The following is a 24,504-nucleotide window of genomic DNA, read 5'->3' on the forward strand; positions in this document are numbered from 1 at the left end:
TGGGGGCGCTCGTTCTTTCAGGCGACAAGGTCAACTCCACCGCTTTTGGAGCGATAAGGCGTCCTTGTTACTTCTTGAGAACGGAACCGAAGTCGAGCGCGCTCTTGATGTCGTCGAACGCACCTTTCAATTCGGCGGCCACGGCTATCCCGTCCTTGTAGATGGCGTTCATGTCGCCAGTGACTTCGGCGACGCCCTCCTTGGTTATGCCGAAATCGAACTCATCGTCGCTGTCCTCATCGTCATCATCTTCAGCGACGTAGAAGTATTCCGCCTCCTCGCCGTCCTCCATGAGGACGAATCCGATACGCTCCCCATCGTCATCCTCGATGTAGCGCACGATAGCATCCTCATCGAGCTCTAACTCAACAAGTTCGTAGCCGTCGTCTTCTTCGGAAGACTCGACGAGCAGCACATCCTCCGTGTCATCAGCTTCGGCATCCTCTGCATTCTCGGCTTCCTCAGCAGCGTCTTGCGCATCCGCCAGCTGGCCTCCCTCAAGATCTTCGATGACGTCAGCCTCTTCTCTATCGCCGATACGGCCTTCGGCGACGCCGGGAGCATCTTCAAGCTCCTCGGCGTCGGCAGCGTCAATGGATCCTTCATCTTCGTACGGCTCGCCATCACCGTAAACAGCTACATGCCCGCCAAGATCGTCCGCAAGCGAAGCCGCCTCATTTTCATCGACAATGTGAAAGCCCTCCTCGGATAGATCGATACCCTCCGCCTCCAAAGCCGCAGCTGCGAGGCCACCGTCGTTGCCCTCATCGTCAACGTCGCCTTCTCCCTCTGGCCCCTCTCCTGCGAAGAAGAAATCGTCGTAGGCTTGCTCAAGGTCTTCCTCGTCGGCCTCAGGCTCGAATTCTTCATCGTCTTGGAACTCGGCAACGTCTTCGATCTCGGACTCTTCGTCTATCTGCTCGGCATCGGTCTGCCGGCCGTCTTCGAGGTCTGTTAGCTCTTCGTCAAGATCCATGATGCCTCCTCATCTCAAGCGCACGAAGCGTCGAGATCGTCGTTTGGAAAGCGCGGTTAACGGCTGCGCTCCTTGAGAGCCCGCTCGATCTCGCGGCGCGAGTCGCGTTCAGCCATGCTCGCACGCTTGTCATAGGTCTTCTTGCCGCGGGCAAGCGCCAACTCCACTTTCACGAGCGCGTTCTCCTTGAAGTACATTTTAGTGGGCACGAGCGCCATGCCCTTCTCGCGCGTCTTTTCCTGCAACATGCGTATCTCCTTTTTGTGCAGCAGGAGCTTACGCTTGCGATCGGGATCAACGTTAGCGATATTTCCCTGTGAAAACGGGGGGATGTGCACGTTGTGTAACCACACTTCCCCTCCGCGGATGATCGCGAAGCAGTCCGTGAGCTGACAGTTGTTCTCGCGCAGCGAGCGAACCTCGGTGCCCGTGAGTTCAATGCCGGCCTCGAAACGCTCCATGAGCTCGTACTCATGGGACGCCTTACGATTCCTCGCTATAGTTTTCGCTTCGCGCTTCATAACTCCCTACTCCACGCCGGTCTCGTCGAATTGAATCTGCGCCGCCGTCTCATGTTCGTCGATCGGAGCGATCCCAGCTCCATCGTCCACGATCGAGTCCTCCATGCCGGGCACGAAGCACGCACTCTTATCGAGATCCTGTGCGAAACGCGCAAGGAGGCGCACCGTAGCTTCCATGTCGTCAAGGCATACCACCTCGGTAGGCGTATGCATGTAGCGCAGCGCCACGGATACAAGGCCCGTGGGTATGCCCGCGCGGGTGATCTGAATTGACCGCGCATCCGTGCCGGTCACGCTCGGTTCAGCCTCGATCTGGTACGGCAGGCCTTCGGCTTCGGCCGCCGTCACGAGACGCTCGAACACCTCGGGGTTGATGTTCGGTCCACGCGCGATCACGGGGCCGCCCCCGCACACGATGTCGCCGTGCTTGGACTTTTCGATACCGGGATAGTCGGTAGCATGCGTTACATCGAAGGCCACCGCCACATCAGGATTCACGCCGTAGGCCGAAGTAATCGCCCCGCGCGTGCCAATCTCCTCCTGCACGGTCGCCGCTGCTATGAAGTCTCCAGGAGCGCGGCCCGCCTCGGCAAGCGTCTCTAAAACGCGGACAGCCACCCATACGCCCGCCTTATCATCGAAAGCACGGGAGACGGCCATGCCTTTCCCGAAGCGCTCGAACCCTACGCCGAAGGTGATGACATCGCCCACCCTCACGAGCTTCTTCACCTGCTTGCCGGGAAGACCAAGATCAATGACCAGCTTGTCTATGGGAGTGACGCTCTTGCGCTCGTCGGGCGCGATGAGATGGATAGGCTTGCGGCCCACGATGCCGCGAAGAGGCTCAAGGGAGTTCGACGCGTGCACGTCAACGCGCAGGCCGGGAAGGATGGCGGCATCCACACCGCCCACGGCAGCAACCGACAAGAAGCCGTCATCCGAGATATACGTAACCATCAGGCCGATCTCGTCCATATGAGCCGCTAGCATGAACGAGGGGCCGTCGCCGCGCCCAGCTAAGCGCGCGTGCACCGAACCCATGACGTCGGTTCGAATCTCATCGGCCGCGCCGGCCAATCGCTCGCGCAGAACCGATGCGACAGCAATCTCGGTGCCGGTCGCGGATGGGGTTTCGAGCAGTCGCTTGAGGAATTTAACCTGCTTTTTCTTCATGTCGCTTCTGAATCCTGTCAATCGTGCGCCCTTCGTCCGACGCGGCCGGCGAAGGCCAAAATCGGACGTTGGAGCGTTTCTGATATCGGGCCTCATTATAGCGCCTTCGCACGAAAGACGGTTCGCCTCTTTCTGCACCGTGCCGAAGCTGTCACCGGAGCATCATGAATCCCTACCACCACTCCTTTTTCTTGGCGCGCTTGCGCTCGGCTTTCGGCGGTCTGAAATCAAGCTCCAGCTGGCCGTCCTGCACCTGCTTGGTCGCACGTTTGCGCTCGACGCGATCTATCGTCCACGACACCGCGTCTTTGCCGTAAAGCTCCAGCATCTTGAGCCGCGCGTCGCGGAGATTGCCTTTCGACCCGGCGCGCGCATCGCTTTCGAACTCGAACAGGCCTGTAGCACGGGCGTCCGAGGCTGCGGGCGATCGGTAATGTGCGATGTAGGTCTGCATATCCTCTTCCGAATTCCACGAGCAAGGCTGATGCGGCCCATGATACCACGACGATCGGCGCGCGCCCTGCTCGACCGCCGACTCAGAATGCAAGCCGCAAACGCGACGCTTCACGGACACGCTACGGACGCGCAACAAGGCTCCAACCGGATTGCGACCGGCCGTCGAGGTTTCCTACAATGACAAAAACGTCAGACGAAAGCGAACCCATGGAAACGGAACTGGACCGCAGCGCCCAAGAGCGCCTTATTATCGTATCGAACCGCCTCCCCTATCGCGCGTCGCACGATGCCGAAGGGCATATCACACTCGAACGCAGCGTCGGGGGTCTGGCATCGGGCCTGGGACCCCTGCATGAGCAGGACGGCAACTTGTGGATAGGGTGGATGGGCGATACGGCAGACTTCGACGAGGCGGAACAGGCCGATGTGGCCGCAAGACTGGCCGCATGCGGTTGCCTACCCGTTCTTCTGGATCCCGCGGATGCCGAAGCATACTACGAAGGGCTTTCGAACTCGGCCCTTTGGCCGCTGTTCCACGGATTCCCGCAGTTCGTTCGTTTCGACGAAGCAGAATGGGAAGCCTACCGCCGCGTCAATGAGCGATTCTGCGACGAGATCGTAGCCGTAGCCCGCCCGGGAGATGTGGTGTGGGTGCAAGACTATCACCTCATGCTCTTACCAACCCTGCTGCGCGCCAAGCTGCCCGATGCGACCATCGGCTTTTTCCTGCATATACCGTTTCCCGACTACGAGACATTCCGTATGCTGCCATGGCGCGAAGATATCGTGCGAGGCGTGTTGGGAGCCGATCTCATAGGGTTCCATGCGTACGACTATGTCCGGCACTTCCTTTCAAGCTGTCGGCGCATAGCAGGCGTAGAGAATACGAGCGGAGCCCTGACAGTGGACGGACGTCTCACCCAGGTCGACGCGTTCCCGCTCGGAATCGACTACGAGCGCTATCGACAGGCGGCCCGCAAACCCGAAGTGCAAAGGGCGGCCGCAGCCTTTGCCGAAGAGAAGGGTCACGAGGGCTGCAAGGTGATGCTGTCGGTGGAGCGCCTGGACTACTCGAAAGGCATCCCGAACCGCCTGCACGCCTTCGACATTTTCCTGGACCGCCATCCCGAATGGGAGGGACGCGTAGTGCTCGTGCTCGTCACCGTGCCCTCACGCGAAAATGTTGCATCGTACCGGGCGCTCAAGAAGCAGATCGACGAGCTGGTTGGCCTCATCAACGGCAAGCATTCCACAATGGACTGGTCCCCGGTGGACTACTACTATCGATCGCTTTCGTTCGATCGACTGGCAAGCCTCTATGCCGTCAGTGACGTCATGCTCGTGACGCCCCTGCGCGACGGGATGAACCTCGTCTGCAAAGAGTACCTTGCCTGCCACGATGGAGGCGGAGGCGTCCTCGTGCTCTCCGAGATGGCCGGAGCATCGTACGAACTGCATGAGGCTTTGCGCGTGAACCCCTTCGACCTGGAAGATGTGGTGGGGGCCATGGAACGGGCGCTTACCATGGGTACCGACGAGCAGCGGCGTCGCAACGCTCCGATGCAGCAGCGACTCGCCCGCTACACATCGGAAAAGTGGGCTCGCGAGTTTTTGGACGCCGCGCATGGCGTGAAACAGAGGCAGGCCGGTATGAGCGCGCGGTTACTGGGCCCGACGACAGCGGTCAGGCTGTTGGATGCGTTCCGCGGATCGGGTCGGCGCGCGCTCATGCTCGACTACGACGGAACGCTCATGCCGTTCTCGGACGATCCGGGACGAGTCGTGCCGGACAGCCGCCTTTTGGAATTGCTCGAGCGACTCTCCTCGGAGGAGACCGATATCGTGGTCGTGTCGGGCAGGGATCGGAACACGCTCGAAACGTGGCTTGGCGCGCTGTCCGTCGATCTTGTGGCCGAGCATGGCGTGTGGTTCCGCAGGAAAGCGGAAGACGCCTGGATGCTCGAAGAACCCTTGAGCGATGGGTGGAAAGAGGCCCTGCGGCCGGTACTTTGCGATTTCGTCGATCGCACGCCGGGATCGCTGCTTGAGGAGAAGGATTTCTCGCTGGTGTGGCATTACCGCACGTGCAGCCAGGAGCTGGCGGAGCGGCGCGTGATAGAAATCAAGAACGCCTTGAGCGACGGGCTGGCCGACCAGGGGCTTGCGCTCATGGATGGAAACAAGGTACTGGAAATAAAACCGCGCGGAGTCGACAAAGGACATGCAGCTCATCGTTGGTTTCGCAATCCGATGTACGACTTTTTGCTGGCGGCCGGAGACGACCGTACCGACGAAGACGTGTTCGAAGCCGCACCGGAAACAGCCTGGACAATCAAAGTAGGAGGAGGCCCCACCCATGCGCGCTACACCCTGAAGGACTGCCGCGAAATGCGTGGACTTCTCGAGGCGTTGGCGGAGGTATAGGGCGAGCAATGCTGGATGCGGACGCGCCATACGTTCGTTTGGCAGATGTGACAACTCAGCAGAGCTTAGTGATCGGCATACGCATCAGGGAGCCGTGCATCGGGCGCAGCCGGACGATGAACCCGGCCGAGCGTGCTACCCGTTCTCTGCGAGTTCGTCTCCGGGGCATTCCCCGGGCATGAGGGTGCGGAGCACTTCCTCGAACGGATCGACCGCAGCGCAACGCACGAGACGATCCTTTTGGGGACGCGTCAGACACTTGAAACGGTATTCGGCGCTCATAGCTTCATGCTTGGTTTCGAACCGGGCGCACGCGATGAGCTCGACGGGCGTACGACTACGTGTGTACTTCGCGCCTTTGCCGGCGTTGTGCGCGGCGACGCGCTTCTCGACATCGACCGTATAGCCTGTGTAAAGAGTGCCGTCAGCGCACGACAGCACATACATAAAATACCGTGGCATAGCGGGATCGGCGATGCTCGAATTCTTAAACATCGATCGCTGACCGTCGTCGCTCAATCCGCCGGCGAACCCTCCCCCACAAGGCCCCTCATCAAACATCGCGCTCACCTGACACCTGACAGCACGAATTCCATGAGCGACATGAGTTCCTCCTCGTCCAAGCGTCGCACCAGATCACTTTCTGCTAAGGGCACGAATCCCGCCTGACGGTCATACAGAAGCCCGTCGATGAGGAGCACGGTGCGCATGCCCGTCGAACTGCGAACCGACACGAGCGTTTTCTCGTGCAGACGTACATACGCCTCGCCTTCGATGCCGATCTTCGCATACCACTCAGGCAGATTCCTCACACCTTCATCGACAAGGAAGCGGCGGATCTCTCCGCAGCCGGCCAAGGGAAACGGGGGAAGATCATAGCCTTCGCGACGCGCCCGGTGAAAGACGTATTGCGAAGCATCGCCCACCTCCGCCCGATCGCCTACCGCGATAGCCGCAAACTCCGCTATACGCTGCACGCTCCACCGCTCTCCCGCCGATCGCACGAACGCGACCAACGCCTCGAGCAGTCGAGACGCTGCGGAGCCATCGTCGGGCGATAAGCCATCAGCGTCCACGTCGCCAAGCCTCGGCAGTAAGCCGATACAACGCGGCATCCTGCAGGATGCCGTCAGGAGAAGCTTCGGCCGCATGCAACACACCCTCGTACTCGAAACCACATTTCTTGATGACGCGAGCCGAACGGTCGTTGAAAGCATAGTGGGTACATGTGATGAGCGAAAGTCCCAGCTCTTCGAAACCGTACCGTATGACTTCCCGAGAAGCCTCCGTCATGTAGCCGTGCCCCCACGCTTGCTTCGCGAGGGCGTAGCCCAGCATGAGGCAATCGACGTTGCGCCGCTGAGGATCTCCGATGAGACCGATCGAGCCGACGCAAGGACCGCACCCACCGTCTGCGACGCGCTCGAACACCCCGAATACATGTGGCACCGAAGCGATTTCCTCGATGAAAAAGCGTGCGTCCTCAAGGGTTCGGTGAGGTGCCCAGCCCGCATCCGGTCCGACGTCGGGATCGCTGCAGTATGCGAACACATCCTGAATGTCATCCTCGACAAATGGGCGCAGCACAAGACGCTCGGTGGAGAGCGTCGGGCATTTGGAGGACGCTTCCGCGAGCAAGGCAGCCGGCATGCCCGGATGCCTTGCAGCGCTAACGGCAAGGCAGACTCGCACTTGTTGCTCATCGAGCACGCGAATACCTTCGCTGCGCAGCAGCCGAGCCGCCACGCCATAGCCCGGAACGAGTCTTCCCGTAAAGGTGCCGTCATAGATGCGGCCGTTGCCGCAGGAGGGGCTTTTCGCCTTGAAGATAGCCAACGTACAGTCCTCTTCACGCACGCGCTCGAGTGTTTTTTGAGCTCCCGCCAAGAAAGCGTCGGTGTTGTCGGCCCCCTCCGCGTCCATCACCCGCAACGCCCGCTCGAACGTGGCTATCTCATTCGGAGGATGCGGTGCGCGAATGCCACCGTCGGTTTCCGGGCAAACAGGAATGAGCACGTGCTCTTCACCAAGAGCCAGCACCTCTTCACACGGCTTCGCAGCCCCATCGTATCGGCACCCCACTCCCAATAAGCATGCGCTCACGGCTATCTTCATCGCGTTAAGACCCGTCCGTTTCCTTGTAATCGTTTGCCATGAGGAGCATTGTACCATCCGCCAAATTCGGGTACATCCTGCGCAACGTTCCATCGCGGTGATGGCTCAGAAGCTCATGCGACACGACATGCCTCCGACATGTCGTTGTGAGGACGTGGGAAGCGCAGGTATGAGTACGAAGATGCTGCTTGCTATCTTGTTTTTCTCCTTTCTCGTTGATTTTCTCGCCTTGTTTTCAATCAGCACTCACCGTATGGGGAGTGACGCTTATCGAGCGCCGTGAGCTCCACGGTACTCGCATTTCAACCCGCACTCCCCGTGTGGGGAGTGACCGCAACATTTTGTGCTAGCGCTCCGTCCGCATCGACATCTAGCACATAACAATCAGAAGATCGAAAACTGACCCAAGACAGCTTGCCCGCCCCTCCGAAATCGGTGCGAACCTTCCTCGTGACGTCTGCGAGCCTCATGTTCGCACCAGTCATTATAAAGCCAAGAACCCTTCGGCTTCGTAGCTCGGCTTCGCACCAATGTGCTCCACCTTCGTTTGATATTTATTCCCTAGGTAATAGAAGCGCAAGCTGTCTTTATCGGGATCGATCAAATCAACAAGCTCGCCTTTGATTTTGACCATCGTCGCCGCATCGGCCACACATTCGAACACCGAGTTCTGAACGCGCTGTCCATAGTTCACGCAGTGCCGAGCCACTTTTCGCAAGCGTCGCCGGCCTTCAGGATCCTCCGTGTTCACGTCGTACGTAATCACCGTCAGCATGGCATGCACCTCACTTCCACATAAAGGGAGGATACCCGTCCAAATCGCCTCGCACGCAACGGGCGAGCAACAAAGCCTGAACATGGGGCACGAGTCCGCGAGGCATTTTTTCCTTCAGGAACGGATGCGTGATGGTTTCCTTCTTCCGCTCCTGCCACGCGCCGAACAGAATCCTTCTCCCCTCGTCGGTCAGGCGAACCTCGCCCGATTCCCGCTGCTCGAACGCCGAAGAATCCACCGGTTGTTTACGGCCGAGAGAACGAACCGGTCGACGAACACCGGCCGCAGCTCCTCCATCAAGTCCAGAGCAAGGGAACGCCGTCCTGGCCTATCCGCATGCATGAAGCCAACAAAAGGATCGAGGCCCACACCTTCGAGTGCGGACGCACAGTCGAAGGCTAGTACCGTGTAGAACAGCGACAACAGAGCGTTCATCGCATCGGTAGGCGGCCGCCGCACCCTGCCGCTGAAGCGAAACGTCTCTTTGTCCCTCAGCACCAATTGATCGAAAACACCAAAATACTCCGCCGCCGCATCGCCCTCGATACCGCGCAAGGAATCCATCGTCTCGCAACTCGTCACGCTACGAAGGGAGGCGCCAAGCTTCGTTGAAGCCGCTTTCACCGCCTCTGCATCGATGCGCAACGCGTGATCGCGCACGGCCCGCTCGAGGACCCAGCGACCGTTGTATAGCTTGCCGATGATGAAGTTGCGCGCTACGGTCAAGCTCTTGCCCTCGTCCTCCGACCATGCGTACTGCGTTTTCCTCAGCAGCACATTGCCGCGCTGCTCACCGTGCACGCCCGCAAGGAAGCGGCCTTTCCGACCGAAGAACGAGAGCGCCACTCCGCGTTCGGCACAGGCGCCCATGAGGCCTGGGCTGGCACCTCGATACGAGAAGCACAGAATGCCCTCAAGAGTGTGCAGCGGCACACGCCCGAGCTCCGACCCATCCTTGCGAACAACGACGTTCTCGCCGTCAAGCGTCAGGTACGCATCCTCAGTGAACACATACAGGGTATTGAGCAGATGCCTCATAGCGCCTCCTCGGCCAGCCGCTTCGCCACGAACTCCCCAACCGTAGCCCGGTTGATCGCGTGAGGCAGGCAAATATCGCACAGCGAGCACGACCTGCACGCCGCGAACGGCTTCACCTTCGGCGTGCGCCGGCGCCTGTACAGATCGTGCATCTCCTCAGCCATTGATACCACCGCCGCGCGCAACGCCCCGTCGATCGGCACGCGCTCGCGCGAGCGCGTCTCGTCGTAGAACAGGCACCCCTCGGGCACATCGGCGCCAAGCATCTCCTCCAGGCACAGCGCCTGAGCGCACAACTGCAACCTATCGGCGTCGCTCACCTTGCTGCGACCGCGCTTGTACTCCACGGGTACAGCGCGCCAAAGGCCATCCTCCCCCGCGAGAGGATGGCCGCCCGAATCCTTGCGAAACTCGACAACATCGCACTTCCCCGACAGGCCGAGCGTCCGCGAATGCACTGCCAAACCGCGAACGACGATGGTGTCTCCCCGCCGTTCGCGCAGCTCCTCGTCATGGGCCCGTCGGTGCATGAACTCGCCCTCCGCCGTTAGCACGTTGTCATCCCACGCCTGCTCGATGTGGATGAGCGCCCACTGCCGACGGCAGAACGCGAAGTGCTGGATGCCGGACAGCGCGAGGAACTCGTCCTCGTCGTACACCGTCTACACCATCCTCAGGACCGTGACCCCCTCGGGAACCACGCTCTCGTCGACCGTGATGTCCTCGTAGTCGTCGATCGAGCGCGGAGCCTCCACGCCTTTCTTCTTCTTGGTGGACACGGCATCGAACAGCTTGTACGACGGAGCGTTGCCCAGCTCGCCATCGTGCTTGAATACCACGAGCGCCCTCACCGCCATCTTGCCGCGTGCTGCCGAGTGGTCGTGCTCGAACATGTTGACGATAGCTTCCCACAGAAGCGCAAGGTCATCCTCCGAGAAGCCGGTCGACTTGCGCGCCAGGTTCGCCGAAACGTAGCCCTCACCGCGGTAGAGCGCGTAGGGCACCACGTACTTGCGGCCCATCTCGGTGCCCTTCTTCTCGGCGTCCGCCTCGGTCGTGATGGCCACACGCGTAATGGTGACCTCCTGGGGGATGATGGGATCGACGCTGCGTGCAAAGGTCAGCTGCACCGGCCCGCGCACCTGCCCGCAGTTGAGGGCGCCTTTCACGAACGTGGTCATCACCGCGCCGAACGTGCGCACGTCGTAGAATGTGCCGCACATGAAGTCGCGAATTTTCTCATCGAGGCTGGGGTCGTCCTTCTTGAGCTTCTTGATATCCTTCGCATCGACGCCGAGCGCTTCGAAGGCGCGGTTGTCGCTCGTGTTGAGCGCGACACCGTCCTTGATGTAGATGTCGAAGCCTGGTTCGTCTTCCTTCACCGTCTCCACGTAATTGCGGATCTTGCGCTTCAAGCACACGTCGGTCACGATGCCGTACCCGGTTTCCGGGTCGATGCGCGGCATGTTGCCCGCATCGGGGTCTCCGTTGGGGTTTCCGTTCTCAACATCGAAGTACACAACGAAATCGTAACGGTTCTTAATGGGGTCTCTCATGGCTATGCCTCCTGCATCCGGTCGGATTCGGTATCGCGCTTCTCGTAGCGTTTTTGGTTCTGATGGTAGTATCCCAAGATGAAATCGCCCTGCTCCTCGAGCGAGAGCCGCTTGGGGAACGCGTCAAGCTTGTCGAGCAGCTCCCCGCGCATCTTCTCGTAATGGACGGCAAGCCCCTTGCTGTCCCGTGCGAGCTTGGCAAGATGCTTGTCGCACAGACCGATCACGATCGGGAAGATCACGCTCGGCGTGGCACTGGCCGAATCGTAGTACTTGTTCTTGATGGTCGAATTCAAGCCAGGGCTTGCGGCTTCCTGGATGCTCTCGAGCACCGAGAACAGCCTCCCCAGCACATAGGGGGCGTCGGAACGCTCTTCGTTCAGTCCCACCGTGACCTCCTCCTCCTCGTTTCGTTTGCAATTCCTTATCAGGTACGCCTTGATGATGGCCGCCCGCCCGCGCGTCACCTTGTGCGTGCGGCGCTCATCGTCGTCCTGCGAAGCCCGCACGCGCAGTATCGTCTGCTCGAACAGGGCTTCGGGGTAGCGCTGGTCTCCCAGGATGGAGCGAAGGAGGGCGCCGCCGAGCAGCGACGTGGCGGCCGGCTGCTTCGCATTCGGATTCTCGGTCTCGGCCAGCAAGCGGTACGGCACGAGGTACTTCTTCTCGTAGGGAGCGCGCACGATGTCGAGCCGCTCGTAGTGCCGGTACAGGTTGTTGAGCATGGCACCGAACGTATCGCGTTGGAAAAAGCGCACCGACAGCCGGGCGGCGTTCGGAGCAAGCCCGAGCACGTAGAAGTTCGCATGAGGATCGACCTCCGCGATCGGCAGTCCCTTGGCAAGCCTCTGCATCACCGCGTCGATGGCGCGGTCCGGGTCGCCTTTGCCGCCTTTTCTACCTTCAGCATCGCCGTCTCCGGTTTGAGGATTCAAAAAGTCGGACATGATGTCGACGCAGGCTTGGTCGTGCTTGTCGGCCCAGTACACCACCGTCGTGTCACCTACCCTCATATGATGCTTGCGATCGGAAAGCAGGTAGTTGAGCGCCGTCGAATAAGCGAACGCGGCATACTCGCTCACCGGCGCGTTGAGGCCCTGCTCTTCGTCGTGCCCGTAGGATTCAAATGCCCGCGCGTTGAAACCAACAAGCGAAGCTCCCATAGCTTGCGCGCCCACGACGCCCTTGATGGCAGGATGCAGCCGAGCAATGGGAGCGTTGTCGCCGGACACGAGGCAGGTCATGACGGCAGCGTCTTCCGAAGGCTCCCTGCACGCCTTCTCCCAAGCCGAGCAGATGACGGGATCGTCGAGCGCGTTCTTCCCGCCAACCCGGAAGACGAGGTTGCCACCCGCGAGCAAGACCTCACCCGCATCGGCGACGGCTGCATGCTCGAGCGCCTCTCCAGGATCCCACGTCTCGAAGAAACGCCTGATCGCCGTAGCTGCAGGAGACTCGAGCTCTCGTAAGAAGGCCAGATGGCGCTCCTTCGCCGCCTCGAAGCACTGCCGAGCACGCTCGGGCTTGCCCTTGGCGTCGATGCCGAGCAGGTAGGTCGCGTTATCACACAGCAGGTTCGCCGCTACGCCAACCGTGCGTTTCACCTGTTCGGGAACCATCATCGCCCAACCGCGCTTCTCCACAGCCGGAATGACGTTGACCAGTTCGCCATCGGGCGTCAGCTCGAGCATGAACGCCACCTGGCGCGAACACCACCCGACCCGGGCGATCTTTTCGGGACGCTCCGCGGCGAGCTGCTCGTAAAAACCAACCAACGCTTGGAGAATCATCGGAACACCTCGCTTCCCGCCACGTCGATCACGCCGCCGCGCATGACCGCACGGAAGAACATCGGCGTGATGTTCTTCGGGTCGCTGTAATCCATGTCGTACAACATGAGGCCGAGATCCTTCTCGCCGTCCGACGCATAGCAGCCCTGGGGCGATTGCGGCCCCTCCCACGCTTTGAAATGCGCCGGAAACTCGCGCGTTCCGAAATAGGGCATCGAGTAGCACTGGCCCCGTTCGAGCCTTCGCCTGATGATATCCTTGAACTTACCAGGGTTGTCCTCGGGCATCGCCTTGTCGGTGAGATCAAAGTGCGCCTCTATCACGTAGCGGACGTTGATGAGGATGAGCGACGCTCTCTGCTGGATATCGTCTTTCGTATTGATATAGGGAAGCTTGCCGCCCCCGGTCACCGCCGTGCGCATGGTGCTGGCGAGCGCCTTCGATTTCACCTCGTTGCGACGCACGTTCGTGAATTGGATGGGATTGAGCACGTGGATGCGGTCGATGCTGTAGCGCATGCCCGGGTGCCAGTAGATGCTTTCGAGCAGCCCTCTTGCGGCGCTGGGGGTCATCGCGTCGTACGACACGCGCTCCACCGAAAGCTCCGGACGCGTGAACAGCGCCCGATCGCCCCACACCTCAACTTGAATGCCGTAAGCCATAGGACACCTCCTTCCTCTGCTTTCTCAAAGTCCTTCGCTTGCTTTCGACGTACGCGATTCTTGACGCTATATCGTTATCAAGGTGCTCATATATGCAGCATAGCAGCCGATCACGCTTTGCAAGAGACGATTACGGTACAGGTTTGGAATACTTTTCAGAAAAAAAGACCCTTCCCTCCCGCATCCGATGCGTCGAGTCCCGTGTCCTCGCGATACAGGCTCGGATCGACCAGCTCGTAGGTATCCCCGTCCAACAGCCTGACGGCACCTGCGCGCTGCAGCACTTTGAGGTCGTTGTCGTACAAGCCCACCGAATAACGCGCCACGCGGCGCATCGACCCTCGCGTGCCCGTCCCTGCGCGGAGGTCGCGAAGCTCCTGGTATATCGCAGGGTCGGGAACGATGACGGAATGGGACCCGTCCTCGATCATGCGGAAGCGGCCGGCGGCATCCTTGAAGGGGATGAGGGGGATCGGCCTGTCCTTATGGAACTCCGCTCGATCGATCTCCGTAAGGTCCCCGAGTACCCCTTCGGCATCGAGCCGGTCGGCGCGCAGCTCGTGCAGCTGATCGAAATACGATGCGATCGCCTCAAGCGAGCCGATGTCGCACGGGACGCCCTCGCTTTCGGCCCCAGCGTTCTCAAGGCTGACGCCTATCCCGAGCAGTATGGACCGGGCGATCGAGCACTTCTGGGCGGTGTCGTTCGGAATACCGTACGACGTTTTCGGATCGAACAGATACACGATGCTCTCGCAGGCAGGGCGTTTCCCTTCGCGGTTGCACCGGCCGGCACACTGCACCATGCTGTCCACGCCGGCGAGCGCGCGGTACACGACGGGAAAATCGACGTCGACGCCGACCTCGATCAAGCTCGTGGCGATTACCCTGCAAGCCTTCCCCGCGGCCAGCCGACGACGGATTGCAGCGAGCGCCCTTTCCCGATGCGCCGGATGCATGAGCGTCGACAGATGGTAGACGCCTCCGTCGTCGCCCAGCTCCCTGCGCGCCGAATCGTACAGGGCCTTCGCCTGCTTGCGGCTGTTGACGACGCATAGCGCCTGCTTGTGCGATGCTAACCTGTCGGCGAGCGCCTCGTCTTCGATCTTTCCGACGAAGCGATACTCCGTTCGACGCAAACGCTCGTACAGGGCTTGCGGCTCATGAGCGATCTCGCGCACCGGACATCCGTACGAGGCGAACATCTCGCCGAGTGACGGCTGGGTCGCCGTGCACAGCACCACCGTGCATCCGTAACGGTGGACCAGCTCGGCCAACGCCCGCACGCAGGGTAGCAGCTGCTTCGTCGGGAGCATCTGCGCTTCATCAAGTACGATCACACTATTCGCGATATTGTGCAGCTTGCGGCAACGCGACGTCTTGTTGGCATACAGCGATTCGAAGAGTTGGACGTTGGTCGTGACCACGATGGGCGCGTCCCAGTTCTCCGTCGCGAGGCGCAGCATTCCGCCGTCCTCGCCCGCATTGTCGAAGTCGAAGTTGCCATGATGCTCGAGCACGTTGTTCGCGCCGACCACTTCACGAAACACCTCGGCGTTCTGCTCGATGATCGACGTGAAGGGCACCGCGTAGATGACGCGCCGCATGTCGTGGCCCTCGGCGAGGGCATGGCGCAGAGCGAAACGCAGCGACGCGTACGTCTTCCCGCCGCCGGTGGGAACCGTGAGCGAGAAAACGCCCGGAGCATCCGATGCCGCTTCGGCGCACGCATCCAAAATGGCACAACGCGTTTTGTTGAGCTCGCCTCGAGGAGGGTAAAACGATTGGACCTTGCGTTCAAGACGCTCGTTTAACACCTCGAGCGGATCGGTGGCCATAAGCTCGCGCGGCGACCCCGCCATGAAGCACTCCGTGCTGAGAAAGTCGGCATCGACCAGACACGAGAACACCATGCGCGTCAGGAAGGCGAGCGAGAAGGGATCAAAGTGGGTCATGTTGTCGAAAACGACTGATTCCGCTTTGGGCAGCTCGATCTCGCGTGCATAAGCGCGATAGTCGGGAAGCTCGTGATGTTCCGCTTTGCGCAAGCGTCCTATCAGCGTCGGGCCTTCGAGTTCGGCGAGCGAGCCGCCGTCGGGCAAACCGCCGTGGTGACCGGCGACACAAAAAGAGAGCGGGAGCAATCCAGCCTGCTCGTAGAGTTCGTAGGCCCCTGCCGTGGAGTGGTCGACCTTGTGTCCCTCGCGGAGGATGCGGTTCTGGAACTCCGCAGAGTACTTTCCGATATCGTGGGCCATACCCGCCAGGTACGCCCACTTTTCAGCTCCGAACGGGCGCGCGAACTCCGCCGCCATCTCGGCCACCTCGCGCAAATGGTCGACCACTCTTTCGATGCGTCCGTCCTCGGAAACATGGGAGACGTACATGTTCAAGCCTCCTGTTCAACTTATCGAGTGGGTCAAGTCTGAAAATCGGCAATATGTCAATGCCTCATACTTGCAGCAATGCGCCAGAAATAAGCTGCTATAATGAAATCTTCGGTGAAGACGAAGGCTACCACCTCCGTCTTCACCACTTCTGATTAGCTGGTTCGGAGAAGATTCGTGAATTCTTGAATGAGGAAAACAATCTCTCTGACCAGCTTTACCAGCCTTTCCGCAAATCCTACCAGCTTTTCCATACCGCCTCCTTTCTCGGCAGGTTCACGGCAAGTCGCAATAGCCTGTTACAAAAGATATGCGACCTTGATTCTTATCGTAACATATCAATAAATAGCATTCAATGATTTGTTATAAGGATACAGCCGGCTGATGCCGGCTGTATCCTTATAACATCCTTGTACAACTCATTGTTTCAATCCACGCGTTTCACGCGACATGAACATTCTAATTCAATGAGTTGTAAAATAAATTCTTCTTGATTCTGCATGGCTCGATCCATGGAAACCAACACATATCGGCTACAAAACCCCCATGCCCCTTATCGACGACATACGCGCTTACCGGGCCTTCAACAAGCAGGAGGCTGCGGACCGCGCGGTCATCCTGCGGCAGCTGGAGTGCGACCCACACGTGTTCGACCGCGACTCGCTCGCGCACATGACGTGCTCGATCTGGACGGTCGACCCCACCGCTACCAGGACGCTCATGGTGTTCCATACCACGTACGGCTCGTGGAGCTGGATCGGCGGGCACGCCGACGGCGAGCGCGACCTGGCACAAGTTGCGCTGCGCGAGCTGGAGGAGGAAACGGGTGTCATCAACGCGCGGATCGTGCCGTGCGGGCCAGGGAACATCTTTTCGCTCGAGGTGCTCACCGTGGACGGACACGATAAGCGCGGGCGGTACGTGAGCTCACATCTGCATCTCAATGTGACGTACCTGGCCGTGGCCTCGCCGGACGAGCCGCTGCGCATCAAGCCGGACGAGAACAGCGGCGTGCGCTGGTTCGATCTCAACGACGCGCTCGATGCATCAACCGAGCCATGGATTCGCAATCGCGTCTATCGCAAGCTCCTCGACAAGCTGCGCGCCGCCAACCCCTTCTAAGCACAGCCATCGAGCGCCGATCACAACGTGACGCCGCGCGAAGGCACCATGCCGAAGGGCGGGGCGCTTCTCGTTCGCAATCAAATCTCGCTTAGAATGTGGCGAAGCGCTCGTGGCGGGTCCGGAGCAGCTCCTCGGTCGGCGCATCGCACAGCTCGTTGAGCGATGCCATCACGTACGTTTTAACGTTGTTTGCAGCAACGTCGGGATTCTCGTGAGCAGGCGCGGGTCCCTCGGAGAGTACCGCGTCCACGATGCCCATACCGTGCGCCTCCGCAGCGCTCATTTTCATAACGGCCGCAGCTTCGGGTGCACGCGTGCGATCTTTCCACAGAATCGACGCGAAGCCCTCGGGCGACAGCACCGAGTACACTGCATGCTCCTGCATGGCCACGCGGTCGGCGAGCGCGAGCGCCAACGCGCCGCCGCTACCTCCCTCGCCCAGAAGCACACTCACCACAGGAACGCGCAGCCCGGCAAGCGCAAGGAGGTTATCGGCGATAGCGTTGCCTTGACCGCGTTCCTCGGCCTCCATACCGCAAAACGCGCCTTGCGTGTCCACGAGGCACACAACGGGTCTACCGAACTTCTCGGCCTGGCGCATAAGACGCAGGCTCTTACGGTATCCTTCGGGCTGGGGGCAACCGAAGTTACGTCGAATGCGCTCCTTCAAGTCCGCTCCCTTCTCTTGCGCGATTACCGTAACCGCCTGGCCGCCGATCCACCCGACACCGCCTACGATAGCTCCATCGTCGCCGAAGGCACGATCGCCGTGCAATTCGATAAAGCCGTCCACAAGCGCATCAATATAAGCGAGTGCAGTCGGGCGGTGCACGTTGCGGGCGAGCTGCACGCTCTCCCATGCACGGTTTTCGGCCGTCACGCCTGCTACTTCTGCATGCCCGTTCGCATCGTCAAGCGACGCCCCGTTCTCAGCATCAAACTCCCCTCGCGCCAACGCTTTCTCAAGCCGCTTTCCGGATACGGAGCCCGACCGCTCGAAGCGGTCGACGATACCCGAAAGTCGCTCCTTCAACCGTCGCGCACTCCGCCCTGACGACTCTCCAGCCAGCATCGGAACGTCCATATCGCCGTATGTGACCGTATTGTACGTATCGGTGCCGTGCTCAAGGTTCTCGCGCACCGACTGATAGTCAACGAGAATCTCGCGATCACCCGACTCGAAGCGTCCGGAGGCGGTCGCAAGGTGGATGGCCAGGATGTGCGCGATCATCCCGCGCAGCTCCTCGCGTTCCACGATAGCGTCGATCAGCCCGTGCTCGAGAGCGAACTCGGCGGTTTGGAATCCTTCGGGCAGTTCCTGTCTGATGGTGTCGCGTATAACGCGCTGCCCGGCGAAGCCGATGAGAGCCCGCGGTTCAGCCAGAATCACATCGCCCTGCATGGCGAACGAAGCGGTCACGCCGCCAGTGGTTGGATCGGTAAGCACCGAGATATAAGGCAGGCCCGCCTCGGCATGCCGCTCAATCGCGCACGACACCTTCGCCATCTGCATAAGCGACACGAGCCCTTCCTGCATGCGTGCGCCGCCCGATGCTGTGAAGACCACGACCGGCAGGTGTTCCTCGACGGCTCGGTCGAAGAGCCTGCACACCTTCTCGCCCACCACCGAGCCCATCGATCCCATAAAGAACTGCGAATCCATGATGCCAATGGCAAAGCGCAGGCCTGCGATGCGACCCTCGCCCGTGCGAACCGCTTCTTCAAGTCCCGACTTCGCACGCGCTGCCTCAAGCTTTTCGAAATAACCGGGAAAGTCGAGCGGGTCGGTCTCGGCAACCGACCGATCCCACTCTACGAAGCTGTCGGCATCCAGCAGGTCGTTGATGCGCTCGGTAGACGACATGCGAAGATAGCCGCTGCACGTCGGGCATACATAATGGCCGGATGCGAGGCTCGCCTCGTCGAACTTGAGGCCGCAATGGGGGCAGGCTCGCCAAGCGCCACCGTCGAAAGGGGGTTTCTCGGTGGTGCACAGCACCCAGCCGAGTGCGGGCATATCCTGGTTCAGAGGTCGAAAGACCCGTATGCTCCGAGCCGCTGCGCGGGCAAGGAAACTGTCCACCTCGGCCAGAGGGAGCGCCTCGTCGCAGAGGAGCACAACCGAAGCGCCGCAGGTCTCAGCAGCCTCGAGGACGGCGCAGCTGTTACAGAACAGCGCCGCCGAGTAGCGCTCGCCTAAGCACACTGCCTGCTGTGCGAGTTTGAGGTGCGGTTCAAGGCGGCGGTCCTGCGTGTAGACCGCGCACGTAGAAAAGCCCGCCTCAGCGGCGGCGGGCAGCATCTTTTTTGCCGTCTTCGCGCGCGCCATCACGAGAACGACGGGATGAGCCCCGTCGTCGGCCGCTCCGCGCCCACCGGCGACGTCGGTATATTCGGACATGTCCGCAGAGTCGATCGCGTTCGGCGCAAGGGGAAGTGCAGCGGCGGCTTCTCCAGCAGCGCGTGAAAGTCGATAGGCGACATCAGCCGCTGCAGGCGCGGGCTCAAGTTCGGGTGCGGCCTGCACTCCTCCACAGGAAAGCACTTCCCCGTCCACTGTTAGGGTGATGTAGTTCTGCTTGCGTTGCTTCATCGAATGGTCCTTGCCTCTTGCCTCGGAACGCACACGCGTCCCACGCCTACGCTTCCGCCTTCGCCAGCACGTACTTCTGCGTGGCCGACGCGCACACCGCGCCGTCGACGCTCGCCTCCACCTCGGCCACGCACAAACGCGACGAGGACTTCACGATGCGCCCCTTGAGGGTGAGCGTCTCGCCCGGCTCCACCTGGCGGCGGAACTTCGCGCCGTCGATGCCGGTGAGGAAGCCGATGGATCCCTCGGCGCCGCGCTGTACGAGGATGCAGAACGAGGCGGCCTGCGCGAGCGCCTCCATGATGATGACGCCCGGCAGCACGGGGTGGCCCGGAAAGTGGCCCGCGAACAGCGGCAGCGCAGGGTCGACGTCGAGCTCGGCCGTCACCTCGACACCCGGCTCGCACGCGACGACGCGGCTCACCCAGCAGAACGGGTCGCGATGCGGCAGCACCGCCTCGACGACGTCCCTCTCACAAGGATATTCGATATCCATGTTGACTCCTTCTTCAATCGACGCACGCTCGGCTTCTTCTGCAACCGAACGGATGCGCTTTCCCGTAATATCGGCAATTCCGACGAGCGCGAGGAGGACGGTGCCGCCCACCAAGCGAGTTCCGCAGCGAAGCGAGGACTGTTCGAGCGACTGGGCGGCACCGTCCTCCTCGCGCGTCCCGCAGGTCGCTAGCCGTGATACGGCGATAGCGCCAAGGAGGCGTTGTGGCCGCCGAAGCCCAGCGAGTTCGACAGCGCCACTTTCTGCGGGTAGTTCGTCTTCGCCTCCGTGACGACGTTGACCGGGCACTCCGGGTCGGCCTCGGCGAAGCCGGCCGTGGGCGGCACGCAGTCGTTCATCACGGACAGGGCGCAGACGATGGCCTCGATGGCGCCGGCGGCGCCCAGCGTGTGGCCCGTCGTGCCCTTCACGGACGTCACCGGCACGGCGCGCCCGGCCTCCTCGCCGACGAGCGCCAGCAGCGCCTTGGACTCGGTGGCGTCGTTGGCGGGCGTGCCGGTGCCGTGGGCGTTCAGGTGCCCCAGGTCCTCCGGCGAGAAGCCGCCCTCCTCGAGCGCCTGGCGCATGGCGCGCACCACGCCCTCGCCGCTGGGCTCGGGGGCCGTCATGTGGTAGGCGTCGCCGGTTGAGCCGAAGCCCGTGATCTCGGCAAGCACCTCAGCACCGCGGCCGAGCGCATGCTCGAGCGACTCGACGACCACGGCGCCCGCGCCCTCGCCCGCCACGAAGCCGGCGCGGCGCGCGTCGAACGGCAGCGATGCCTGGGAGGGGTCGTCGGCCTTCGACAGCGCGCCGAGATTCGAGAACCCGGCCAGGCAGATGGGCGACACGGACTCCTCCGAGCCGCCGGCCAGCGCCGCGTCGATGTAGCCGTGGCGGATGTCGCGCACGGCCGCGCCGATGGAGTGCGCTCCGGTGGCGCATGCGGTCACGACGTTCAGGCACTCGCCGCGCAAGCCGTAGCGGATGGAGAGGTTGCCGGCGGCGATGTTGCCGATCATCGTGGGGATGAACAGCGGGCTCACGCGCTTCGGCCCCTTCTCGGCCAGCGTGAAGAAGCCGCTCTGCAGCTCGTCGATGCCGCCGATGCCCGTGCCGAACACGCACGCGATGCGCGTGGTGTCCTCGGCCTCGAGGTCGAGGCCCGACTGCGCCAGCGCCTCGTCGGACGCGACGATGGCGTACTGCACGAAGCGCTCGAACCGGCGCGCCTCCTTCTTCGAGATGCCGTGCTCGCACGGGTCGAAATCACGCACCTCGGCGGCGATGTGCACGTCGAAGTCGGACGTGTCGAAGCGCGTCACCGGACCGATGCAGCACGCGCGGCCCATGACCGCGTCCCATAGCGCCCCCACGCCCACGCCGGCCGGCGATACCGCGCCCATGCCGGTGATGACCACGCGATGCGTGCCGTCCGCACGGCGCGCATCGCCCGTGCTCATGCTGTTCTCGCTCATAGCGACATACCTCCGTCGATGCAGATAACCTGTCCGGTGATGTAGCCGGCCTCCTCGCTCGCCAAAAAGCGCACGAGCTTCGCCACGTCCTCGGGATCGCCGAGGCGCTTCGAGGCGATGCGGCCGAGGATGGCCTCGCGCTGCTTCTCCGACAGCGCGTCGGTCATGTCCGTGGCGATGAAGCCGGGGGCCACCGCGTTCGCCGTGACGTTGCGCGCGGCCAGTTCGCGGGCGATGGACTTCGTGAGGCCGATCACGCCGGCCTTCGAGGCGGCGTAGTTCGCCTGGCCCGCGTTGCCCGCCACGCCCACGACGCTCGACAGGTTGACGATGCGCCCGTAGCGCTGCTTCATCATGCGTTGCGCCGCGGCCTTGCAGCAGTTGAACGTGCCCTTGAGGTTCACGTCGATCACCGCGTCGAAATCCTCTTCCTTCATGCGGGCCAGAAGGCCGTCGCGCGTGATGCCCGCGTTGTTCACGAGCACGTCCACGCGGCCGAACTCCTCGTGGGCGGCGTCGATGAGCGCGGCGGCATCGGCGGCATCGGCCACGTTGGCGGCAACCGCGATGGCGCGCACGCCGCAGTCGGCCTCGAGGGAGGCGGCGAAGGCGCGGGCCTCGACGAGGCCGCGCTCGCTCGAGCAGTTCACGCACACGTCGAAGCCCGCGCGCGCGAGCTCCTCGGCCACGGCGCGGCCGATGCCGCGGTTCGAGCCGGTGACGACCGCGCTTCGGCGCGGGGTTTCGGTTTCGTTGGTCATGGGAGAAGAAGCTCCTATTCGGAATCGGGCGCGGCCTGGGCGGCGAGGAGCGCGTCGAAGCTCGCGCGGTCCTGGACGCAGGCGCGCGTCGCGGTTTTGTCGATGCGCTTCACGAGGTTGGCCAGCACGCCGCCGAAGCCCACTTCGACGAACGTGTCGGCACCGACGGCTGCGAGCGCGGCCACGCTCGCGTCGAAGCGCACGGGGCTCGTGAGATGGCGCACGAGGCTCTCGCGCGCGTCGGCGGCGGACAGCGGCGCGGCGGTGACGTTGCAGATGAGGGGCACGCGCGGCTCCGAGAACTCGACGTTCTCCAGATAGGCGGCCATCCCTTCGGCAGCCGAGGCCATGAGCGGGCTGTGGAACGCGCCCGACGTGGCCAGGCGCGACGAGCGCTTCCCCGCCGCAGCCCACGCCGCCTCGGCGCGCTCGACGGCCTCCGGCGTGCCCGCCACGACGATCTGCCCCGGGCAGTTGAAGTTCGCCGGCACGAGCACGTCGCCTTCGGCGCACTCGTCGCAGAGCGTCTGCACGGCATCCTCGTCGGCCTTCAGCAGCGCGCTCATCGCGCCGGGATGCGCCGCAGCGGCCTCGGCCATGAGCTCCGAGCGCGCCTTCACGAGCGCGAACGTGGCCTCGTCGCCGAGCATGCCCGACACGGCGAGCGCGCTCACCTGGCCGAGCGAGAAGCCCAGCACCGCCGCCGGCTGCACGCCGCGCGCCATGAGCGCGCGGGCGACGGCCACCGACAGCACGCACAGCGCCGGCTGGGCGTTGCGCGTGTCGTTGAGCTCGGCGGCATCGGCGTTGAGCACGAGGTCGGCCACGTCGAAGCCCAGCACGTCGGAGGCACACTCGAACGTCGCACGCACCTCTTCCACAGCGAAGAGATCGGCCCCCATCCCCGGTTTCTGCGAGCCCTGACCCGAGAACATGAACACAGGAGCCCCGGAAGCGATAGCGGAAATCGGTTGCACATTCGACGCGGAGCCGGGCCGATCGGCGGCGTCCACCAAGCGAGTTCCGCAGCGAAGCGAGGACTGTCCGAGCGACTGGGCGCCGCCGATCGGCCCTCCCGCAGGTTGAAGTTCGGTCACGTTGCCCCCTTAGCGAACGCGCCCACGGCGAGCATTCGATTCCGCCAGGGCCTCCAGGTCGAGTCTGCCGAGGGCCTCGGCCTCATCGATCATCCGAGCGATCGCCTCGGCCGCCGTCGCGCGCTCGTGCACGAGCGCCGCCGACTGCCCTGCCATCATCGTGCCGTTGTCCACGTCGCCGTCCACGGCGCGCTTGAGCGAGCCCGCGTACATGGCCTCCAGCTCGTCGCCGTTGGCCGCCACGTCGCCCTCGAGCTTGCGGACGGTGCGGGCGAACTTGTTCTTGAGGCAGCGCACGGGATGCCCGCTGCCGCGGCCCGTGACGATGGTGTCGGCGTCCTTGGCGGCGATGACCTTGTCCTTGTACGCGTCGGCGATGGTGCACTCGTCTACCGTGAGGAAGCGGGTGCCCACCTGTACACCCTCGGCTCCCAGCGCGAAGGCTGCGGCCATGCCGCGCCCGTCGGCGATGCCGCCGGCGGCGATCACGGGGATGGACACGGCGTCGCACACCGCGGGGATGAGCGCCATTGTGGTGAGCTCGCCGATGTGGCCGCCGGCTTCGGTGCCCTCGGCCACCACGGCATCGGCGCCGAGGCGCTCCATGCGCGCGGCCAGCGCGCTCGAGGCAACCACGGGCACCACCTTGATGCCGGCGTCCTTCCACAGCTGCAGGTAGTTCGCCGGGCTGCCCGCGCCCGTCGTGATGACGTCGACGCGCAGCTTCGCCAGAAGCTCGGCCGTCTCGCCCGCATTCGGATCCATGAGCATGACGTTCGCACCGATGGGCTTGTCGGTCATCGAGCGGGCGATGCGCACCTGCTCCTCCACCCACTCAAGCGGCGCGCCGCCGCACGCGATGATGCCGAGGCCGCCAGCCTCGCTCACCGCGCCGGCCAGGCTCGCGTCGGCGATGCGCGCCATCGCGCCCTGCACGACGGGCACCTCGATGCCCAGCAGTTCCGTTATCCGCGTCTTCATGCTCCCGCTCTCTCTTCTTCGAACCTCGCCCGAGTCCGCCGGGCGAACATTATAAACGAGCCTGCGCAGGGCCCGTCAAGCAAGCGGGCCCCGTGACGGG

22 protein-coding genes are annotated in these 24,504 nt (G+C 62.5%); 2 read left to right on the forward strand and 20 right to left on the reverse strand.

The window, feature by feature from the left end:
- Window positions 1-67 precede the first annotated feature (67 nt).
- The 4 genes from C2L71_RS08010 to C2L71_RS08025 form a co-directional block, all read right to left on the reverse strand.
- Window positions 68-976 (reverse strand): hypothetical protein, encoded by a 909-nt coding sequence (locus tag C2L71_RS08010; RefSeq protein WP_103265251.1) that lies wholly within the window; start codon window positions 974-976, stop codon window positions 68-70.
- A gap of 56 nt (window positions 977-1,032) precedes the next feature.
- Window positions 1,033-1,497 (reverse strand): SsrA-binding protein SmpB, encoded by a 465-nt coding sequence (gene smpB, locus C2L71_RS08015; RefSeq protein ID WP_103265252.1) that lies wholly within the window; start codon window positions 1,495-1,497, stop codon window positions 1,033-1,035.
- A 6-nt stretch (window positions 1,498-1,503) separates the two neighbouring features.
- Window positions 1,504-2,670 (reverse strand): M42 family metallopeptidase, encoded by a 1,167-nt coding sequence (locus C2L71_RS08020; RefSeq protein WP_103265253.1) that lies wholly within the window; start codon window positions 2,668-2,670, stop codon window positions 1,504-1,506.
- A gap of 172 nt (window positions 2,671-2,842) precedes the next feature.
- Window positions 2,843-3,124: a hypothetical protein gene (locus C2L71_RS08025; RefSeq protein ID WP_103265254.1), complete on the reverse strand. Its 282-nt coding sequence runs from the start codon at window positions 3,122-3,124 to the stop codon at window positions 2,843-2,845.
- Between the two features lie 209 nt (window positions 3,125-3,333).
- On the opposite strand from C2L71_RS08025, the gene C2L71_RS08030 reads away from it, so the two are divergent.
- Window positions 3,334-5,550 carry a bifunctional alpha,alpha-trehalose-phosphate synthase (UDP-forming)/trehalose-phosphatase gene (locus tag C2L71_RS08030; RefSeq protein WP_103265255.1) on the forward strand — a complete coding sequence of 739 codons (2,217 nt, stop codon included), beginning with the start codon at window positions 3,334-3,336 and terminating at the stop codon, window positions 5,548-5,550.
- 135 nt (window positions 5,551-5,685) lie between these two features.
- Here the strand turns inward: C2L71_RS08030 and C2L71_RS08035 are convergent, their stop codons facing one another.
- The 10 genes from C2L71_RS08035 to C2L71_RS08080 form a co-directional block, all read right to left on the reverse strand.
- Window positions 5,686-6,045, reverse strand: coding sequence for a GIY-YIG nuclease family protein (locus C2L71_RS08035; RefSeq protein WP_239926518.1), 360 nt, complete (start codon window positions 6,043-6,045; stop codon window positions 5,686-5,688).
- Window positions 6,046-6,116: 71 nt separating this feature from the next.
- Complete coding sequence (locus C2L71_RS08040) at window positions 6,117-6,626, reverse strand: hypothetical protein (protein WP_103265256.1); 510 nt, start codon at window positions 6,624-6,626, stop codon at window positions 6,117-6,119.
- Window positions 6,616-7,653 carry a GNAT family N-acetyltransferase gene (locus C2L71_RS08045; protein ID WP_239926520.1) on the reverse strand — a complete coding sequence of 346 codons (1,038 nt, stop codon included), beginning with the start codon at window positions 7,651-7,653 and terminating at the stop codon, window positions 6,616-6,618. The genes C2L71_RS08040 and C2L71_RS08045 overlap by 11 nt, the downstream gene beginning before the upstream one ends.
- A 496-nt stretch (window positions 7,654-8,149) precedes the next feature.
- Complete coding sequence (gene cas2, locus C2L71_RS08050; RefSeq protein WP_170042473.1) at window positions 8,150-8,440, reverse strand: CRISPR-associated endonuclease Cas2; 291 nt, start codon at window positions 8,438-8,440, stop codon at window positions 8,150-8,152.
- A gap of 189 nt (window positions 8,441-8,629) precedes the next feature.
- Window positions 8,630-9,478, reverse strand: coding sequence for a CRISPR-associated endonuclease Cas1 (gene cas1 / locus C2L71_RS08055; protein ID WP_239926522.1), 849 nt, complete (start codon window positions 9,476-9,478; stop codon window positions 8,630-8,632).
- Window positions 9,475-10,137: a CRISPR-associated protein Cas4 gene (gene cas4 / locus C2L71_RS08060; RefSeq protein ID WP_103265259.1), complete on the reverse strand. Its 663-nt coding sequence runs from the start codon at window positions 10,135-10,137 to the stop codon at window positions 9,475-9,477. The genes cas1 and cas4 overlap by 4 nt, the downstream gene beginning before the upstream one ends.
- 3 nt (window positions 10,138-10,140) lie before the next feature.
- Window positions 10,141-11,034, reverse strand: coding sequence for a type I-C CRISPR-associated protein Cas7/Csd2 (gene cas7c / locus C2L71_RS08065; RefSeq protein ID WP_103265260.1), 894 nt, complete (start codon window positions 11,032-11,034; stop codon window positions 10,141-10,143).
- A 2-nt stretch (window positions 11,035-11,036) separates the two neighbouring features.
- On the reverse strand, window positions 11,037-12,824 hold the full coding sequence (gene cas8c / locus C2L71_RS08070) for a type I-C CRISPR-associated protein Cas8c/Csd1 (RefSeq protein ID WP_103265261.1): 1,788 nt from the start codon (window positions 12,822-12,824) through the stop codon (window positions 11,037-11,039).
- Window positions 12,821-13,486, reverse strand: coding sequence for a type I-C CRISPR-associated protein Cas5c (gene cas5c / locus C2L71_RS08075; RefSeq protein ID WP_103265262.1), 666 nt, complete (start codon window positions 13,484-13,486; stop codon window positions 12,821-12,823). The genes cas8c and cas5c overlap by 4 nt, the downstream gene beginning before the upstream one ends.
- 155 nt (window positions 13,487-13,641) lie before the next feature.
- Window positions 13,642-15,873 carry a CRISPR-associated helicase/endonuclease Cas3 gene (locus C2L71_RS08080; protein ID WP_103265263.1) on the reverse strand — a complete coding sequence of 744 codons (2,232 nt, stop codon included), beginning with the start codon at window positions 15,871-15,873 and terminating at the stop codon, window positions 13,642-13,644.
- A gap of 546 nt (window positions 15,874-16,419) precedes the next feature.
- On the opposite strand from C2L71_RS08080, the gene C2L71_RS08085 reads away from it, so the two are divergent.
- Window positions 16,420-16,995: an NUDIX hydrolase gene (locus C2L71_RS08085; RefSeq protein WP_103265264.1), complete on the forward strand. Its 576-nt coding sequence runs from the start codon at window positions 16,420-16,422 to the stop codon at window positions 16,993-16,995.
- A gap of 91 nt (window positions 16,996-17,086) precedes the next feature.
- Here C2L71_RS08085 and C2L71_RS08090 read toward each other — a convergent pair whose 3' ends face one another.
- The 6 genes from C2L71_RS08090 to C2L71_RS08115 all read right to left on the reverse strand — a co-directional run bounded on the left by C2L71_RS08090 (window position 17,087) and on the right by C2L71_RS08115 (window position 24,404).
- Window positions 17,087-19,591: an acetyl-CoA carboxylase carboxyltransferase subunit alpha gene (locus C2L71_RS08090; RefSeq protein WP_103265265.1), complete on the reverse strand. Its 2,505-nt coding sequence runs from the start codon at window positions 19,589-19,591 to the stop codon at window positions 17,087-17,089.
- 46 nt (window positions 19,592-19,637) lie between these two features.
- Window positions 19,638-20,087: a 3-hydroxyacyl-ACP dehydratase FabZ gene (fabZ, locus tag C2L71_RS08095; protein ID WP_103265319.1), complete on the reverse strand. Its 450-nt coding sequence runs from the start codon at window positions 20,085-20,087 to the stop codon at window positions 19,638-19,640.
- Window positions 20,088-20,275: 188 nt separating this feature from the next.
- On the reverse strand, window positions 20,276-21,565 hold the full coding sequence (gene fabF / locus C2L71_RS08100) for a beta-ketoacyl-ACP synthase II (protein ID WP_103265266.1): 1,290 nt from the start codon (window positions 21,563-21,565) through the stop codon (window positions 20,276-20,278).
- Window positions 21,562-22,326 carry a 3-oxoacyl-[acyl-carrier-protein] reductase gene (gene fabG / locus C2L71_RS08105; RefSeq protein WP_103265267.1) on the reverse strand — a complete coding sequence of 255 codons (765 nt, stop codon included), beginning with the start codon at window positions 22,324-22,326 and terminating at the stop codon, window positions 21,562-21,564. The genes fabF and fabG overlap by 4 nt, the downstream gene beginning before the upstream one ends.
- Before the next feature lie 14 nt (window positions 22,327-22,340).
- A complete protein-coding gene (fabD, locus tag C2L71_RS08110) occupies window positions 22,341-23,423 on the reverse strand; it encodes an ACP S-malonyltransferase (RefSeq protein WP_476729635.1) in 1,083 nt (360 codons plus the stop codon).
- A gap of 9 nt (window positions 23,424-23,432) precedes the next feature.
- Window positions 23,433-24,404, reverse strand: a complete 972-nt coding sequence (locus C2L71_RS08115; protein WP_103265268.1) for a nitronate monooxygenase — start codon at window positions 24,402-24,404, stop codon at window positions 23,433-23,435.
- Window positions 24,405-24,504 lie beyond the last annotated feature (100 nt).

Origin of the sequence: Enteroscipio rubneri (genome assembly GCF_002899715.1) — a bacterium.
GTDB classification, from domain to species: domain Bacteria; phylum Actinomycetota; class Coriobacteriia; order Coriobacteriales; family Eggerthellaceae; genus Enteroscipio; species Enteroscipio rubneri.

Bases quoted from the DNA above. Each gene is read 5' to 3' on its own strand.
- fabZ (WP_103265319.1), bottom strand. From the start codon at position 20,087: ATGGATATCGAATATCCTTGTGAGAGGGACGTCGTCGAGGCGGTGCTG.
- cas7c (WP_103265260.1), bottom strand. From the start codon at position 11,034: ATGAGAGACCCCATTAAGAACCGTTACGATTTCGTTGTGTACTTCGAT.
- C2L71_RS08115 (WP_103265268.1), bottom strand. From the start codon at position 24,404: ATGAAGACGCGGATAACGGAACTGCTGGGCATCGAGGTGCCCGTCGTG.
- C2L71_RS08085 (WP_103265264.1), top strand. From the start codon at position 16,420: ATGCCCCTTATCGACGACATACGCGCTTACCGGGCCTTCAACAAGCAG.
- C2L71_RS08090 (WP_103265265.1), bottom strand. From the start codon at position 19,591: ATGAAGCAACGCAAGCAGAACTACATCACCCTAACAGTGGACGGGGAA.
- fabF (WP_103265266.1), bottom strand. From the start codon at position 21,565: ATGAGCGAGAACAGCATGAGCACGGGCGATGCGCGCCGTGCGGACGGC.
- cas8c (WP_103265261.1), bottom strand. From the start codon at position 12,824: ATGATTCTCCAAGCGTTGGTTGGTTTTTACGAGCAGCTCGCCGCGGAG.
- cas1 (WP_239926522.1), bottom strand. From the start codon at position 9,478: ATGAGGCATCTGCTCAATACCCTGTATGTGTTCACTGAGGATGCGTAC.
- cas5c (WP_103265262.1), bottom strand. From the start codon at position 13,486: ATGGCTTACGGCATTCAAGTTGAGGTGTGGGGCGATCGGGCGCTGTTC.
- C2L71_RS08080 (WP_103265263.1), bottom strand. From the start codon at position 15,873: ATGTACGTCTCCCATGTTTCCGAGGACGGACGCATCGAAAGAGTGGTC.
- smpB (WP_103265252.1), bottom strand. From the start codon at position 1,497: ATGAAGCGCGAAGCGAAAACTATAGCGAGGAATCGTAAGGCGTCCCAT.
- cas2 (WP_170042473.1), bottom strand. From the start codon at position 8,440: ATGCTGACGGTGATTACGTACGACGTGAACACGGAGGATCCTGAAGGC.
- C2L71_RS08035 (WP_239926518.1), bottom strand. From the start codon at position 6,045: ATGTTTAAGAATTCGAGCATCGCCGATCCCGCTATGCCACGGTATTTT.
- C2L71_RS08020 (WP_103265253.1), bottom strand. From the start codon at position 2,670: ATGAAGAAAAAGCAGGTTAAATTCCTCAAGCGACTGCTCGAAACCCCA.
- C2L71_RS08025 (WP_103265254.1), bottom strand. From the start codon at position 3,124: ATGCAGACCTACATCGCACATTACCGATCGCCCGCAGCCTCGGACGCC.
- fabG (WP_103265267.1), bottom strand. From the start codon at position 22,326: ATGACCAACGAAACCGAAACCCCGCGCCGAAGCGCGGTCGTCACCGGC.
- C2L71_RS08010 (WP_103265251.1), bottom strand. From the start codon at position 976: ATGGATCTTGACGAAGAGCTAACAGACCTCGAAGACGGCCGGCAGACC.
- C2L71_RS08030 (WP_103265255.1), top strand. From the start codon at position 3,334: ATGGAAACGGAACTGGACCGCAGCGCCCAAGAGCGCCTTATTATCGTA.